Genomic DNA, 15,685 nt, shown 5'->3' on the forward strand with positions numbered 1-15,685 from the left:
CGTGAACGCAACTCTCACTCGAATCACGGCCACCCCGGTACGACGCCACTTCCTCTGCGCTGTCATCGGACTCGTCGTCATCGTGCTGGCGCTCGAATCACTGAGCACCTTCCGTCAGAGTCAGCTGACGTCGGTCGCGTACCTGGCGATCGCAGCCGGCGGATTGACCGTGCTGACCGGCCTGAGCGGGCAGCTCTCACTCGGGCACGGTGCGTTCATGGCCGTCGGTGCGTACACCGCGGCATTGATGCTGCGGGCCAACGATTCCGGATGGTCGGTGCCCCTCGTACTGCTGGCCGCCACCGTGATCTCTGCCCTGGTGGGCGTGGTCGTGGGAGTGGCCGCCGCCCGACTGCACGGCCCGTACCTGGCCGGTGCGACGCTGGCGCTGGCCGTCGCCGTACCGGGACTGGCCCTGTACTTCTCGGACTACCTCGGCGGTGAACAGGGTCTCGTCGTCCCGGCCCCGAAAGTGCCGGACCTGATCGACGACATGATGTTCTTCGTCACCGGAAACGAGCTCAGCGGAACCAAATTCGTCGCCTACGTCAGCTGGGTGCTGCTCGTCGTCGTGTTCTTCCTGTTGGCGAACGTCTCGTCGAGCCGGATCGGCCGTCGCTGGCGGGCCGTTCGGGACGACGAAGTAGCCGCCGAGCTGTCCGGGATCGATCTCGGGCGGGCACGCATCCTGGCGTTCGTCGTCAGCGCGGCCTGTGCGGGCGCGGGAGGTGCCGTCCTCGCGATGTCGGCGCGGATCGCGGCCCCGAGCGGGTTCACTCTGACGCTCTCCCTGACATTGCTCTCCGCCGTCGTCATCGGCGGGCTCGGCACTCTGTCCGGGGCATTGATCGGGGCGCTGCTGCTCACCTACATCCCACCGGTGGTCACCAACCTCGGGCTCGATCTGGGGCTGAGCAGTCTGCAATCCGCCGAACTCGCACCACTGGTGACCGGCATCTTCACCGTCCTGGTCATCCTGTTCGCCCCACTGGGTCTGGTGGGCACGTTTCGAAGGTTGCGTTCAACCAGAAAAGAGATGAAATGAAGAAGTTCGGATCGGTGGCGGTCAGAACGACCGCACTCGTCGCCGTCGTCTCGTTGGCCGCAGCGTGCGGTGCAGGCGGTAGAGACGAGGCAACAGAATCCTCGGAAGGCTCGACGATCGGCATCACCGACACCTCGGTGAAGATCGGAGCCCACTTCCCCCTGACCGGGGTCGCAGCACCGGGCTACAGCGAAATACCCACGGGCGCAAAGGCTTACTTCGACTACGTCAATGCCGCGGGCGGCGTCAACGGCAGGCAGATCGAGTACGTCGTTCGTGACGACTCCTACGATCCGACGACCACCACCCAGGTCGTCAACGAACTCGTCCTCCAGGACGAAGTGTTCGCCGTCGTCGGTGGACTCGGCACAGCGACGCACAGCGCAGTCATCGACTTCCTGAACGAGGAGGGTGTGCCGGATCTCTTCGTCTCCTCCGGCGCGATCATGTGGGGCAACGACCCCGAGAAGTACCCGAATACCTTCGGCTGGCAGCCCGACTACCAGGTCGAGGGCAAGATCATCGGCGACTGGGTGACGAAGAACCGGCCCGACGCCAAGGTCGGGCTGTTCCTCCAGGACGACGATCTCGGCAGGGACAGCGAAGCCGCGGTACGCCAGTATCTCGACGACCAGATCGTCGAGGTCGTGCGCTACACCTCCGGCAACACCGATGTCGCACCACAGATCGCCGCTCTACAGGGTGCCGGAGCCGACCTCGTGCTCGGCTTCAACGTCCCGTCGTACACCGCACTGAGCCAACTGACCGCGATGCGGCTCAACTACGATCCCGAGTGGTTCTACAGTTCGATCGGCTCCGACGTCGACCTGGTCGGTTCTCTGCTCGGACGCTTCTCCCAGGGCGCGGTCACCAACGGTGCCCAGTCCCTCGAAGGCATGATTTCGCTCGAATACATCCCCGGCGTCGACTCCCCCGAGAATCCGTGGACGCAACTGTGGCAGAAGGTCTGGGCTCAGAACGGAACAGGTGACCCACTGACCAACTACCGCATCTACGGACTCAGCCAGGCGTACGCGTTCGTGCAGGCACTTCAGGCGGCCGGCGAAAATCCCACCCGTGAGGGCATCGTCTCCGCGATCCAGGACGGCGGAATGGACTTCCAGGGCCCGCAGCTGGCCCCGTTCCGATACTCCGAAGAAAGTCACCTCGGAATTTCCGGAGCCAGTGTCTTCCAGATCCGCGGAGGTGTACCCGAGTACCTGACTCCCGTGTTGCAGACCGACATCGGAGACTCGGCAGTGAAGGAATACACCGGGGACGAATCGACCCCGCCGGAAAGCGGCATACCCGGCTGACCGGATACGAAAAGGCACGCAGAGCGAGCTCTGCGTGCCTTTTCGACGTTGTGATCAGCAGATCCGAAAACCCCTCGTTTGCCGGATCCGCCGACCCTGTGACCCCCAGATCGTGTCCCCGTATCGGGGAGCAGCCGAAGCTGCGGTGATCAGCGCTCGATGATGGCGGTGACGCCCTGGCCACCGGCCGCGCAGATCGAGATCAGGCCGCGGCCCGAACCCTTCTCGGCCAGCATCTTCGCCAGCGTCGCAACGATGCGGCCGCCGGTCGCGGCGAACGGGTGACCCGCGGCGAGCGAGGATCCGTTGACGTTGAGCTTGCTGCGATCGATGGAACCGAGCGCGCCGTCGAGTCCCAGACGCTCCTTGCAGTACTCGTCACTCTCGAACGCCTGCAGAGTTGCGAGCACCACGGAAGCGAACGCCTCGTGGATCTCGTAGTAATCGAAGTCCTGCAGCGTCAAGCCGTTACGTGCGAGCAGACGCGGAATCGCGTAGGTCGGAGCCATCAACAGGCCGTCCTTGAACGAGCCGTTGCCGTGCACGTAATCGACCGCTGCGGTCTCGGAATCGACCAGGTGCGCGAGCACCGGAAGGTTGCGCTCGTCAGCCCACTCGTTGCTCGACAACAACGCAGCCGACGCGCCGTCGGTGAGAGGCGTCGAGTTACCGGCCGTCATGGTGGCGTCGCCCAGCTTGGTTCCGAACACCGGCTTGAGCGTTGCCAGCTTCTCGACGGTCGATCCCGGACGCAGGTTGTCGTCGCGAGTGAGGCCGAGGAACGGCGTCACCAGATCGTCGAAGAAACCGCGGTCGTATGCCGCTGCCATGTTCTTGTGGCTCGCTGCAGCCAATTCGTCCTGGTCCTCGCGGCGAACGCCGAATTCCTTGGCGGTGATGGCGGCGTGATCACCCATCGACAGTCCCGTACGCGGTTCGCCGTTGCGCGGAATCTCGATGCCGAGCATGCCCGGACGTACGTTGCCAAGCAGCTTGATGCGGTCGCCGGTGGTCTTGGCCCGGTTCAGGGAGAGCAGGAATTCACGCAGTTCGTCGTTGACGCCGATGGGCGCGTCGGAGGTGGTGTCCACTCCGCCGCCGATGCCCGCATCGATACGGCCCGACGCGATGGCGTCGCCGACGGCAATGATCGACTGCAGGCCGGTGCCGCAGGCCTGCTGGATGTCGAAGGCCGGGGTGTACGGGCTCAGCGCGCTGCCGAGAACGACCTCACGAGTGAGGTTGAAATCGCGCGAATGCTTGAGCACGGCACCGGCGGCAACGAGACCGAGGCGCTCGCCTTGCAGACCGAATCGCGACACGAGACCATCGATGGTGGCAGTGAGCATGTCCTGGTTGGACGCCAGCGCGTACTTCTTGTCCGAACGCGCGAACGGAATGCGGTTGCCACCGACGATTGCGACCGGTCGTAGCTGCTTGCTTGTCACTGACGTCTCCAAACATCGTCCCCAGCGTGTGGGGAATGGCCCTGGTGGAGTTTCATCTTACTGGCGAGTAAGTTGGTTGTCGACACCCGGTCGTGCGCCTCGCTCCTCGAGCGAGCAGCGCTGAATGAAAGGTACGACAGTGGCAGCCTCAAAGGGAGCCCCAGATCTCTACTCAACGTTCCTCGCGTCCGCGCCGGGAGCCTTCATCGCCAAGCAGGCAGGCCTGCCGCAGCCCGAGAAGCTGCGTCGCTACAAGGCAGGCGAGCCGCCGCTGGCCGGCCCGGTCCTGATCGGTGGCAGCGGTCGCCTCGTCGAGCCCCTGCGTGAGCTGCTCTCGGATTACCCGCAGTCGCAGCCGCACGACGACAAGCACGGCGGACTCGTGTTCGACGCCACCGGCATCGGCAACGTCGCCGAGCTCGAGCAGCTCTTCCAGTTCTTCCAGCCGGTCATCCGCAACCTGGCACCGTCGGCTCGCGTCGTCGTCATCGGCACCACCCCCGAGGAGACCTCCAGCGTCGACGAGCACATCGCTCAGCGCGCCCTCGAAGGCTTCACCCGCAGCGTCGGCAAAGAGGTCAAGCGCGGTGCCACGGCTCAGCTCGTCTACATCTCTCCCACGGCATCGACCGGTCTGTCCGGCCTCGAATCCACACTCCGCTTCCTGCTCTCGGCAAAGTCCGCCTTCGTCGACGGCCAGGTGATCGCTGTCGGTGATGCCGATTCGCAGGCCCCGGCATCCTGGGACAAGCCGCTCGCCGGCAAGGTAGCCGTCGTCACCGGCGCTGCCCGCGGCATCGGTGCCACCATCGCCGAGGTCCTCGCACGTGACGGAGCCACGGTCATCGCAGCAGACATTCCCGCTGCCGGAGAAGCGCTGTCGCAGACGGCCAACAAGGTCGGCGGCACCTCGCTCGCACTCGACGTCACCTCCCCCGACGCCGGCGAGGTCCTCTCCAAGCACCTGCTCGAGCGTCACGGCGGTGCGGACATCATCGTGCACAACGCCGGTATCACCCGCGACAAGACGCTCGCCAACATGGACGATGCTCGCTGGAACTCCGTCATCGGCGTCAACCTCGCTGCACCGCAGCGCATCACCGACGAACTGGTGGCCTCCGGCGCACTCAAGGAAGGCGGCCGCGTCGTCGACGTCTCCTCCATCGCCGGTATTGCGGGCAACCGCGGCCAGACCAACTACGGCACCTCCAAGGCCGGCGTCATCGGCCTGGTGCACGCCTCCGCTCCGGTGCTGGCGAAGAAGAACATCACCATCAACGCCGTGGCCCCCGGTTTCATCGAAACCGCCATGACCGCAGCCATCCCGTTCGCCACCCGCGAGGCCGGCCGACGGATGAGCTCGCTGCTGCAGGGCGGCGAGACCGTCGACGTCGCAGAGTTGGTCTCCTACTTCGCATCTCCCGCATCCAACGCCGTCACCGGCCAGGTGGTGCGCGTGTGCGGCCAGAGCCTGCTCGGCGCATGAGCACCGTCACGCTCACCGAGCAGCCGAAGACCTCGCAGATCTACACCTCGGCGGCACTGGGTGCCCTGCCGTTCTTCGGATCCAGGTCGTCCTCGGTTCCCACTACGGTGTTCGAGCTCAAGGGTCTGCGAGTCGACCCCGACAATCTCGCCGGCTACTGCCGTGCGACGGGTCTGCGATTCGGCGATCAGCTGCCGGTGACCTACCCGTTCACGTTGGTGTTTCCGACGGTGATGAAACTGATGGTCTCCAAGGGCTTTCCGTTCGCTGCCATCGGTTCGGTGCACGCCGAGAACGTCATCGAGCAGTTCCGCGGCATCTCGGCATCGGAGCCGCTGGACATTCGGGTGCACGCGGAGAACCTGCGCGAGCACCGCAAGGGCTTGCTGGTGGACCTGATCAGTGAGGTCAAGGTAGGACGCGAGCTGGTCTGGAAGCAGACCTCGAGCTTCCTGAGCCTGCAGAAGACCTCGCTGTCCGGTGGACCTCGCGAAACACCGCCCGCCGACGAGGTTCCGCCGCCTCCGACCCGCACCCTGCGCGTCGATCAGCGGATCATCAGCCGGTACGCGGCCATCTCCGGAGATCGCAACCCGATTCACGTATCTTCCCTCGGCGCAAAGGCATTCGGATTTCCGAAGACCATTGCGCACGGAATGTGGAGTGCTGCAGCGGTACTGCAGACGGTCGAAGGCCGCATCCCGGAGGCCGTGAAGTACAGCATCCGATTCGGCAAGCCGATCATCCTGCCCGCGACGATCAATGCCTACGCCGATGCCGTCGGTACCGGCTGGGACCTGTCACTGAAGAACCCGAAGAAGGGTTACCCGCATCTGACGGGAACCCTGCGCTGAGTTGGCTCGAACTCGAAGTTATGGACGGATTTCCTCGGATTTCCGTCCATAACTTCGAGTTCGGCTGTGTAGGTGGCGGCAGCCTAGGTTGTGGCAGTTTTCTTGCCGGCGAGTCCGCGCCACGCCAGGTTTTCCAGGAGGTCCGCTGCAGCGTCGACCTCGATTTCTCCGCCTGCCACGCGGTCGGCCACAGCCTCACCGGCCCCGACCAGTGCTACGGCCATCAGCCCGAAGTTCTGTGACTGTTCCGGGTCTCTGGTGCTCATCGCCAGCAGACCTGCGGTCAGCTCGATCAACCGGTCTCGGCTGCTCTGCACCTGCGAGGCGAACGCCTGCTGACCGATCGCCTGGCGGTAGAGCACCATCCACGACTTTCGGTTCTCGCCGACGAAGCCGAGAAAACCGACCAGCGCGCGGCGCAGTTGTTCGCGCGGCGTCAGGGTCGGGTCTGCAGCGGGCGTCAGGGCCTCGACGAACTTGAGGCCCTCACGATGAATGCACGCAGCGAACAGCTCGTCCTTCGAGCCGTAGTACAGATAGAGCATCGGCTTCGAGATGGCCGCCTTCTTGGCGATCGAATCCATCGATGTCTCGTGAAACCCGTTGTCGGAGAACACATCCACTGCCGCGTCGAGCATCTGCTGCTCGCGGACGGCGCGGGGCAGTCTCTTGGTGCCGCCAGCCATGGATCCTCCAATACGTACGAAGCACTAGACGTTACTCCACAGTAAGGTCGAGCGACGACCGATCAGGCTCCGCACGCCCCTTTGAACCGGGCAACCGTCGCCGCCGCCTCGTCCACCTGGGCTGCGGGAAGGCGCCCCGTCGCCACTGCGTCCTCCAGATTGTCCAACACCGCCGGCACCTGATCGGTGGTCAGCCACAACGCCACATCGGCTCCGGCCACCAACGCCGACTCGACCGCGTCGACGATCCCGAGCCGGGCCGTGATCGCCGCCATGCCACTGAGGTCGTCGGTGAAGATCGGACCGTCGAAGGGCTTCGCTCCGTATCCGACGCCGTCGCGCAGCAACGCCATGGCCGCAGGGCTGATGCTGGCGGGAACACCGGGGTCGGTCAGTCCTGGCACGTCGAGGTGGCCGACCATGACGCCCACTCCGGTGGTGTCGAGCGCGGCGAACGGCAGCAGATCCTTGGCTTTCAGCTCGTCGAGCGGCGGCGTGGTGACGGCCCCGGTGTGCGAGTCACCCGAACCCGAGCCGTGCCCGGGAAAGTGCTTGATGACCGGCTCGACACCCGCATCCTTCAACCCCTTCGCGTACGCCCCCGCGTACTCGATGACGACCTGCGGATCGTCGGAGAACGAGCGGTCGCCGATGACGGAATCATCGGGCTGAGCACTGACGTCGACGACCGGCGCGAAATCGACGGTGACACCGAGATCCTTCAGTCCCCGGCCTCGCGTCAAAGCCTCCTGATACGCCTCGTCCACCGACATCGTCTGCGCCAGTTCCCGCGCCGACGGTGCCGCACCCAACAGATCGGCAACCCGCGACACGCGTCCGCCTTCTTCGTCGATCGTCACCATCGGTGCCACCGCGGACGCGTCGAGCACCTGCGGAACCTCACGGTTACCGAGCATCGACTCGTCGGTCCAGCTGCCGACGAAGATCCCGCCCACCTGCTCGGTGGACATGATCCGAATCGCGTCCTGCGTTCCGGTGACGCCCACGGTGAGCAATTGAGCGAGACGTTGCCGCTCGGTCAGACCGTCGACGAAGGTGACACACGCGTCGGCCGGCGGAGGCGTCGACTGCGGGACCGTCGTCTGCGGAGCGGTCGTCGTCGAGGACGGAGCCGACTGCGTCGAGGCCACCTGCGACGATTCACTGGAACACGAGACGAGCAACCCCACCCCGACCGTCACTGCTGCAGCGGACCGAACCGAAAACCGAAGTCGCATGGAATACGACGGTAGCCGAGAAGTTGCGTGTTGCTGACCGCCCTCCGGTTGGGATCAATGCGACTTTGTTGCACTCCGAGCGACCGAAACCCACATTGATCCGGGGCGGGGGCGGGGTAATCTGGACGAAAGCGACATGAGGAGAATCACCACCATGACTGCTGACCTCATACTCATTGCCTACGACGGTTCCGACAACGCCAAACGAGCCATCGACTATGCGGGACGGTTTCTCACCACCTCTCGCGCGATCGTCGTCACGGCCTGGGAACCGATGGTGCGTCAAGCAGCGCGGATGTCGGGTCTGTCGGGTGTCATGCAGCCCGAGTGGGTGCCGGACGACGAGGCCGAGGACGTCGCTCTCACCGATGCGAAGGTGACCAACAGCGAGGGCGTCGCCCTGGCCGAGGCCGCAGGCCTGAAGGTGGAAGGCCAGTGCACCGAATGCACCACCGCCATCTGGAGCGCGATCGTGGAGAAGGCCGACGAGATGAACGTCGACATCATCGTCACCGGCACCAGAGGCACCACGGGGCTGCGGGCCCTACTGCAGAGCTCGGTGGCCGAGCACGTGCTGCGGCACAGCCATCGACCCGTGCTGATCGTTCCTCCCGGAAAGTAACGCGTCCACCGGCCGGTTCACAGGGTGCAGGTGATACCGTGATGCCCGCGTGGGGGACAACCTCGCCCACTGCTTCACTGAGCCGACTGACTGGAGAACCGAGATGAAGTTCGCTGTCCCGGGTGTCATTGCCGCCGTCGTCGGAGCCGTACTGGGTGCCGGGGTCGTATTCGGAGTCACCGCCGGTGCAGCAGACAACTCTCGGCCGGACATCGATCGCACCGGAAACGCCGACTCGTCCTTGCTGAACCAGGTTGAGTACGGCAGCCGCTGACGCTGGTCGCTCACGTGGATCGTTGATCTCGGCCGAGCCGCTCGGTCGGATTTGGCTCTTCGGAGTCTCCGCTCTCGCATTCCTGCTCACGTTTCTGCAGGTCCCGGGCTTCACCGTCGCCGATACCAAGTACGACCTGGCGCAGAACCCTCTCGGATTTCTCGAACGCGCCTCGCATCAGTGGAACAGCGCCGCACCGCTGGGCCAGGTGCAGAATCAGGCCTACGGCTACTTCTTCCCGCACGGGGCGTTCTTCGCCGGCGGTGATCTGCTGTCGATCCCACCGTGGATCACGCAGCGCATCTGGTGGGCGCTGCTACTCGTCGCCGGCTTCTGGGGAATCGTCCGGCTCGCCGAGGCACTCGGTGTCGGCAGTCGCACTTCCCGTCTGATCGCAGCGACAGCATTCGTGCTGTCCCCCAGGGTGATCACCACTCTGGCGTCGATCTCCTCGGAGACGATGCCGATGATGCTCGCGCCGTGGGTGCTCGTTCCCATCGTTCGTTGCCTGAACAGTCGGTCCGCAACAAACACGGTTCCGCGCGCGGCGGCGCAATCGGCGCTGGCCGTGGCGTTGATGGGCGCGGTCAATGCCGTCGCCACCGCCGCCGCCGTTCTGGTTGCCGTCATCTGGCTGCTGTGTCACCGGCCGAACCGCCGCTGGCTGGTGTTCGCGGCCTGGTGGACCGGCTTTCTGGTGCTGGCGACACTGTGGTGGATCGTCCCACTGCTGTTGCTGGGCAAAGTCTCTCCACCGTTTCTCGACTACATCGAATCGTCCGGCACGACGACCCAGTGGACGTCGCTGACCGAGGTGCTGCGCGGTACCGGCAGCTGGACCCCGTTCGTCTCTCCCGAGCGGGTGGCGGGCGCCGTGCTGGTGACTCAGCCTGCTGCCGTGATCGCGACCGGCTTGATCGCGGCCGCAGGCATTGCGGGTCTGGCGATGCGCTCGATGCCGGCCCGCGGCCGGTTGACGATCATGTTGTTCGTCGGCCTCGTCGGCCTGGGCGCGGGGTTCGTCGGCGATCTCGACGGTCCGTTCGCGGCAACCGTGCGAGTGTTCCTCGATTCCGCGGGCGCACCTCTGCGCAACATTCACAAACTAGAGCCGGTCATCCGAATCCCGTTGGTACTCGGCCTCGCTCATCTGCTGGCCCGGGTTCCACTGCCGGGTTCGGTTCCACGGCCAACCTGGCGAGCGGCCGTCGCGCATCCCGAGAAGCACCCGATGATGGCGGTGACCGCGCTGGTCCTGGTGGCGCTGACGCTCTCGACGGCGCTGGCATGGACGGGCAAGCTCGCGCCGCGCGGTGCGTACGAGGCCGTGCCGCAGTACTGGCACGACGCCGCCGACTGGCTCACCGACCATGCCTCCGGCTCGAGTCCCGACGGCTCCGACGCGCAGCGTGCACTGATCGTGCCCGGCGCACCGTTCGCTCTGCAGACTTGGGGCCTGACGCGCGACGAGCCGTTGCAGGCTCTCGCGACCACGCCCTGGGCCGTCCGAGATGCGGTGCCGCTCACACCGCCCGGTGCCATTCGCGCCCTCGACTCGGTGCAACGACTCTTCGCCGACGGCAGGCCGTCGACCGGCTTAGCCGATACCCTTGTGGGACAGGGCATCAGCTACGTCGTCGTGCGCAACGACCTGGACCCGGAGGATTCGCGGTCCACCCGACCGGCGTCCGTCCACCGCGTGCTCGACGGTTCGCCGGGGCTCGAGAAGGTGGCAGAGTTCGGCGAGGACGTGGCACCCGGTCAGGTGGACGGGGTGGTTCTGGACGGCGATCTACGGCCTCCGTATCCGGCCGTCGAGATCTACGCGGTCGATGCCGCAGCGGACGTACCTGCCTCCGGTCCGTACACGGTCGATGTGGATCGGGTGCCGGTGGTGCAGGGCGGGCCCGAGTCGATTCTTCGATCGAACGAGTTGCGCAACAACGGTGTTCGCCTGCCCGTTCCGGCCGGGCCGACGCTGTTGGTGTCGGATGCAGCTGCTGCGGGCCTGCCCGTCGATTCGGTGACGGTGACCGACACACCGATGAATCGCGAGACCGACTTCGGTCAGGTGGACAATCACAACTCCGCGTTGCGGGCCGCCGACGAGCCCCGCCGTTCGCTCAACGAGGTGCCCGATTATCCGGTGTACGGGGCGCAGACCGTGGACGCGGAGTGGGAAGGCGCGACGTTGACCGCGTCGAGTTCGGCGTCGGACGCGACTCAGATCGGGGGCAGTGTGCCCGGCAGCGGGGTCGCGGCCGCAGTGGACGGTGACCTGGCCACCGGTTGGATCAGCAACGGCATCGAACGCGCTGTGGGGCAATGGCTTCAACTCGATTTCGATACTCCGGTGCGCGGCGGGCTGCTGCACATGCGGACCAGCCCGGGAACGATCGGAGACCCGGTCAAGTGGGTCGAGGTCACCACTCCGAACGGCTCGACGGCGGCCCGGGTGGACAAGCCGGGAGACCCGATGACGGTGTCGCTGCCCGGTGGGGAAACTCCGTGGCTGCGCATCACCGCGAAGTCGACGGTCGACGGCACCCGGGGCAGTCAGTTCGGCATCAGCGAGGTGTCGGTGGACGACTACTCCGACCGGGACAACCCGAAGCCGGTCTCCATCGTGCATCGCGCGGTGTTGCCGCCCACTCCTGCGGGCGCGAGCGTCGACGCGTGGGAGCTGGGCCAAGAATTTCCGGGCCGCTCCGGTTGCCTGGACACCGACGATCGAATCCGGTGCAGCAGTGGACTGTCCAAGTCGCCGGAGGAACTGGGCCGCTTCTCGCGCACGATCGACGTCCCGATGGGCACCGCGGTGATCCCCGAGCTGACGGTACGCACGCGGCAGTCCCCCGAGCTCGAGGCCCTGCTGGCTCAACCCGGCCGGCCGTTGGCGAGTGGGGCGTCCGACGTCGCGGACCTCGACGGTTCGGCCTTCGCCGCCACCGACGGCGACCCGCGTACGTCGTGGACGGCACCGGAGAAGTCGATCACCGATCGAGCCGGCACCGACCCCACTCTCACCATCCAATTGCCCGCTCCGACACTAGTGGACGGGCTCGAGCTGAGCCCCAGCCTCGGCGCATTGCCTGCCCACCCCACGCGGGTGGCAGTGAACCTGGGCAACGGTCCGATGGTGCGCGATGTGGATACCGAGGGTTCGACGACACTCGCGTTGGCACCGTACGTGACCGACAGGATCGTGCTCTCCATCGTCGACTGGGACGGCGTACTCGACCGAAACTCGTTGGGCTTCATCCAATCTCAACCGCCCGGATTTGCCGAGGTCACACCGTTGTCCGCCGGTGAGCCGATCGGGCCGCCGTACGACGGTGACCGGCAGATCACGGTCGACTGCTTCGACGGACCCCTGGTGTCCATCGCGGGGCAGACGGTGCGCACCTCGGTGACGGCGACCGCAGACCAATTCCGTTCCGGCGCAGCTCTACCCGCATCGGTCTGCGACGCGGACATCCCGGTCAACGAAAAGTTCGTCAATCCCGTGTCGCTCCCCGAGGGACGCCAGGACATCGTCGTCGAACCCGGAGCGTCGTTCTTCGTCGACGGGCTTCGACTGCGCACCATGCCCATTCCGGCGTTGTGGCCGGACACGTCTGCACCGCAGGCGGCGCGCACCACAGCATGGAGCCCCGATCACCGCGAAGTGACCCTCACCTCGAGCACCTCGGATCGCCTGCTCGTCATCCCCGAAAGCAACAACAGTGGCTGGCGGGCAACGACACCCGGAGGGACCGAACTGACCCCGGTGGTCGTCGACGGCTGGCAGCAGGCCTGGATCGTCCCGGCCGGGGCGTCGGGCACGGTGTCGTTGGATTTCACCACCGACCGCTGGTATCGACTCGGGATCTTCGGCGGACTACTGCTGTTGATTCCGTTGCTGATCGCGGCGCTGCGACGGCCTCGCGGCGTCGTCGATCCGGGCCCCGCGCCCAGACCCTGGCGTAGCACCCCGGTGGCGTTCGCGGCGCTGCTCGGCGCGGCGATCGTGCTGGCAGGCGTCGTCGGCGCGATCTCGGTGCTGGTTCTCGGTGCCGGCTCGGCGCTGCTGAACCGCCGTTACGGGTCGGAGCTCACGTCTCGCGTATCGGTGTGCGCAGCAGGAGGATTCGCCCTGCTGGGAGCAGCGCTGCTCTCACTCGGGCCGTGGCGGTCGGCCGACGGATATGTGGGCGGGTCCTACGCGGTGCAGCTGGCCTCGTTGATCGGCATCGTCGCGTTGGCCGTCAGCGCGATGCGGAAGCCGTGACCGCCTTCTTCGGCGCGAACCTGCGCCGGGCCGGCTCTTCCACCAGCGCATAGCTCGCGGCAGCGACCGGAATCGAGAGCGCCAGGGTCACCGTCAGCACGAACCACATGCCGCCGGAGAAGGGGACGATGCCGAACACCGGGAACACGACGGCGAGCACGGCCAGGTGCCAGATGAAGATCCCGTACGACCAGCGGCCGAGGGTCAGCATCACCGGATGCTCGAACACCCGATGCCTGCGGCCGGAATCGGCCAGCACCAACGGCGAGAGCATCGCGAACGCCAGCACGGCACCGAAGACGATCTTGAGCTCGAACTGCCACGGCTCGGGCCGCACCAATCCCTGTGGGCCCGCCAGCGGCGTCGCCGACAGAACGAATGCCGTCACCGCGATCGCGGGCATCACCCATGTGCGACGCGCCCAACGATGCACCCACATCTGCGGACCGACCGATACTTCGGCAAGCACCATGCCGGCGGCGAACCACGGGAAGTAGCCGGGCAACCAGTTGTCGTGATGGATGGCTTCCGGTGTCGCGATCGGAATGAACGCCCAGGAAAGCGTCACCGCGGACGCAGCGAGCAGAACCCACACCCGGTACCTCGCCGACGATCCCCGAAGCCGGATCATCAGCCAGGCGAACAGCGGCAGCAACAGATAGAACGCCACCTCCACCGACAGTGACCACATCTGCGTCATGCCCTCGGTCAGCGTCAATGGTACGAACACCTGGGTCAGCGACAGGTTGGCCAGCCACACCCGATAGTCCCCGCCTGCGTGCGGCAGAAACAGCAGGACGAGCACCGTGACCACCCAGTAGGCGGGCAGGATGCGCACTGCGCGTGACCAGAAGTAGCGGCGAGTGGGCTGCGCCTGCGTGAGTCCGCGGGCCTGCGCGGCATGCGGGCGCCACAGCAGAAATCCCGACAGCGCGAAGAAGATCGCCACCGTGAGATCGAACCGGCCCCAGACTCGGCCCATCAGCGGGGAATTGGCGGCCCCGGTCTGGAATGCGACGTGGGTGACGACGATGCCGAGCGCGGCAACTGCCCGCATCCCCTCCAGAGCGGGCACGAAGGCACGCAACGGTACGACGGACGCCGAGTGGACTCGAGTGCTCATGGTGGCTCAAGTGTGCCGTGTCGAACCGGCATGGACGAGACCGGTGCCACTGTCGACTGTTACTGTCACCTGCGACGTGTCGTAAGAAATCGGGCAGCGCATCGGGGAATTCGTACGATCCCGCCTGCGGTGTCTTCCAGTGAAGCGGTCGACTAAGGAGATTCAGCATGGCGGAGCGCTCAGGGCCGAGCCGGATATTGGCCCTTTTCCTCATCGGCTTGGGCGCATTTCTGGTGGTTGCCGCCATCCTCATCCCCACCTACACCGTCTCGGCGCTCGAGAAGACTCCACTCGACCTCGAGGTCACCACAGTCTCCACCGGCACCGGAAGCGTCCTCGACGCGCGGTCGCTGGCAGCCGGTCGCGCCGTGGTCGATCAGAACGTTCCGCTGACCTCACAGCGATTCGTCACCGTCGAGGATCCCTCCGACGCCGACATCATGACTCTTCAGGCCGGACAGACGTTGCGCCGCACCGACAAGCAGGCCGACACCGGACTGCTGACCGCCACGGTCGACCGCGTGACCATCGATCGCAAGACCTCGATGCCCGTCGAAAGCCCGATCGGCACCATTCAGGTGGCAGGCGACAAGCCGGCCGAGGAAGTGGCCCACACCGGTCTGCAGTACAAGTTCCCGTTCAACGCCGAGCAGAAGAGCTACCCGTACTTCGACGTCAACGCGCGCGCCTCGAAGGACATCGACTTCGTCGAGGAAACCGAGATCAACGGCACGCCGGTGTACCAGTACCAGCAGACCGTCGGACCGGTCGACCTGTCGACCGTGGTGAACCTGCCGACCAACAAGGTCACGCTGCCCGCCGACACCTGGGGCGTCGAAGGTGGAACCGCACCGGTGACGATGACCCGCTGGTACGAGAACACCCGCACCCTGTGGGTCGAGCCCGAGACCGGCGTCGTCGTCAAGGGCGAAGAGCAGATCCACCAGTACTACGGCCGTGAGGCAGGCCGTCCCGAGGTCGACGTACTGAAGGCCCCGATCACGTTCGACGAGAACACCGTCGAGTACCAGATCCAGCAGGCGAAGGACGGACAGGACAAGCTGTCGCTCTTCGGCCGCACCGTTCCGATCGTCGCCGGCATCCTCGGTGTCATCTCGCTGATCGCCGGAGTCGTTCTGCTGCTGCGCGGCGGCGGCAACGGTGGACACCGTCAGCCGGCCCGCACCGACGCCGGTCCTCGCCCGACCCCCAGTGGCGGCACCGCACCGAACCGCGACTGGACGACCGATCGCACGGAAGAGATTCCGAGGACGAACCTCTCCAAGGAGTAAGTGCCTACGCAGGAGTGGAGCCTGCGGAACG

The 15,685-nt window shown here is 65.9% G+C and carries 12 protein-coding genes; 8 read left to right on the forward strand and 4 right to left on the reverse strand.

Annotated elements, in window-relative coordinates; all coding sequences use genetic code 11:
- Nucleotide 1 precedes the first annotated feature (1 nt).
- Together CH281_RS24285 and CH281_RS24290 are read left to right on the forward strand one after the other, a co-directional pair.
- Entirely contained in the window at nucleotides 2-1,045 is a 1,044-nt protein-coding gene (locus CH281_RS24285; RefSeq protein WP_032369486.1) for a branched-chain amino acid ABC transporter permease, read from the forward strand.
- Nucleotides 1,042-2,361 (forward strand): ABC transporter substrate-binding protein, encoded by a 1,320-nt coding sequence (locus tag CH281_RS24290; protein WP_032392110.1) that lies wholly within the window; start codon nucleotides 1,042-1,044, stop codon nucleotides 2,359-2,361. The genes CH281_RS24285 and CH281_RS24290 overlap by 4 nt, the downstream gene beginning before the upstream one ends.
- 149 nt (nucleotides 2,362-2,510) lie before the next feature.
- On the opposite strand, the gene CH281_RS24295 is transcribed toward CH281_RS24290, so the two are convergent.
- Nucleotides 2,511-3,809: an acetyl-CoA C-acetyltransferase gene (locus CH281_RS24295; RefSeq protein WP_094695720.1), complete on the reverse strand. Its 1,299-nt coding sequence runs from the start codon at nucleotides 3,807-3,809 to the stop codon at nucleotides 2,511-2,513.
- Between the two features lie 139 nt (nucleotides 3,810-3,948).
- On the opposite strand from CH281_RS24295, the gene CH281_RS24300 reads away from it, so the two are divergent.
- Together CH281_RS24300 and CH281_RS24305 are read left to right on the forward strand one after the other, a co-directional pair.
- Nucleotides 3,949-5,295 carry a 3-oxoacyl-ACP reductase gene (locus CH281_RS24300; RefSeq protein ID WP_094695806.1) on the forward strand — a complete coding sequence of 449 codons (1,347 nt, stop codon included), beginning with the start codon at nucleotides 3,949-3,951 and terminating at the stop codon, nucleotides 5,293-5,295.
- The gene (locus CH281_RS24305) at nucleotides 5,292-6,149 is read left to right on the forward strand and encodes a MaoC/PaaZ C-terminal domain-containing protein (protein ID WP_094695721.1); all 858 of its coding nucleotides are present in this window, start codon (nucleotides 5,292-5,294) and stop codon (nucleotides 6,147-6,149) included. Before CH281_RS24300 ends, CH281_RS24305 begins: the two co-directional genes overlap by 4 nt.
- Before the next feature lie 83 nt (nucleotides 6,150-6,232).
- On the opposite strand, the gene CH281_RS24310 is transcribed toward CH281_RS24305, so the two are convergent.
- Both CH281_RS24310 and CH281_RS24315 read right to left on the reverse strand, forming a co-directional pair.
- Complete coding sequence (locus CH281_RS24310; RefSeq protein WP_027495382.1) at nucleotides 6,233-6,835, reverse strand: TetR/AcrR family transcriptional regulator; 603 nt, start codon at nucleotides 6,833-6,835, stop codon at nucleotides 6,233-6,235.
- 62 nt (nucleotides 6,836-6,897) lie between these two features.
- A complete protein-coding gene (locus tag CH281_RS24315; protein WP_032406059.1) occupies nucleotides 6,898-8,073 on the reverse strand; it encodes a glycoside hydrolase family 3 N-terminal domain-containing protein in 1,176 nt (391 codons plus the stop codon).
- A gap of 154 nt (nucleotides 8,074-8,227) precedes the next feature.
- On the opposite strand from CH281_RS24315, the gene CH281_RS24320 reads away from it, so the two are divergent.
- The 3 genes from CH281_RS24320 to CH281_RS24330 all read left to right on the forward strand — a co-directional run bounded on the left by CH281_RS24320 (nucleotide 8,228) and on the right by CH281_RS24330 (nucleotide 13,239).
- Nucleotides 8,228-8,695: a universal stress protein gene (locus CH281_RS24320; RefSeq protein WP_027495380.1), complete on the forward strand. Its 468-nt coding sequence runs from the start codon at nucleotides 8,228-8,230 to the stop codon at nucleotides 8,693-8,695.
- Between the two features lie 103 nt (nucleotides 8,696-8,798).
- Nucleotides 8,799-8,969 carry a DUF2613 domain-containing protein gene (locus CH281_RS24325; protein ID WP_072692026.1) on the forward strand — a complete coding sequence of 57 codons (171 nt, stop codon included), beginning with the start codon at nucleotides 8,799-8,801 and terminating at the stop codon, nucleotides 8,967-8,969.
- A 22-nt stretch (nucleotides 8,970-8,991) separates the two neighbouring features.
- On the forward strand, nucleotides 8,992-13,239 hold the full coding sequence (locus CH281_RS24330; RefSeq protein WP_094695722.1) for an alpha-(1->3)-arabinofuranosyltransferase: 4,248 nt from the start codon (nucleotides 8,992-8,994) through the stop codon (nucleotides 13,237-13,239).
- Here the strand turns inward: CH281_RS24330 and CH281_RS24335 are convergent.
- Nucleotides 13,217-14,362, reverse strand: a complete 1,146-nt coding sequence (locus CH281_RS24335; protein ID WP_080966193.1) for an acyltransferase family protein — start codon at nucleotides 14,360-14,362, stop codon at nucleotides 13,217-13,219. The two genes, CH281_RS24330 and CH281_RS24335, sit on opposite strands and share 23 nt — an antisense overlap.
- 167 nt (nucleotides 14,363-14,529) lie before the next feature.
- Between CH281_RS24335 and CH281_RS24340 the strand changes: the two genes are divergently transcribed.
- Entirely contained in the window at nucleotides 14,530-15,654 is a 1,125-nt protein-coding gene (locus CH281_RS24340; protein WP_032369491.1) for a DUF3068 domain-containing protein, read from the forward strand.
- The last annotated feature ends 31 nt before the right edge of the window (nucleotides 15,655-15,685 follow it).

This window comes from Rhodococcus sp. 06-221-2 (assembly GCF_002258365.1).
Lineage (GTDB): Bacteria > Actinomycetota > Actinomycetes > Mycobacteriales > Mycobacteriaceae > Rhodococcoides > Rhodococcoides fascians.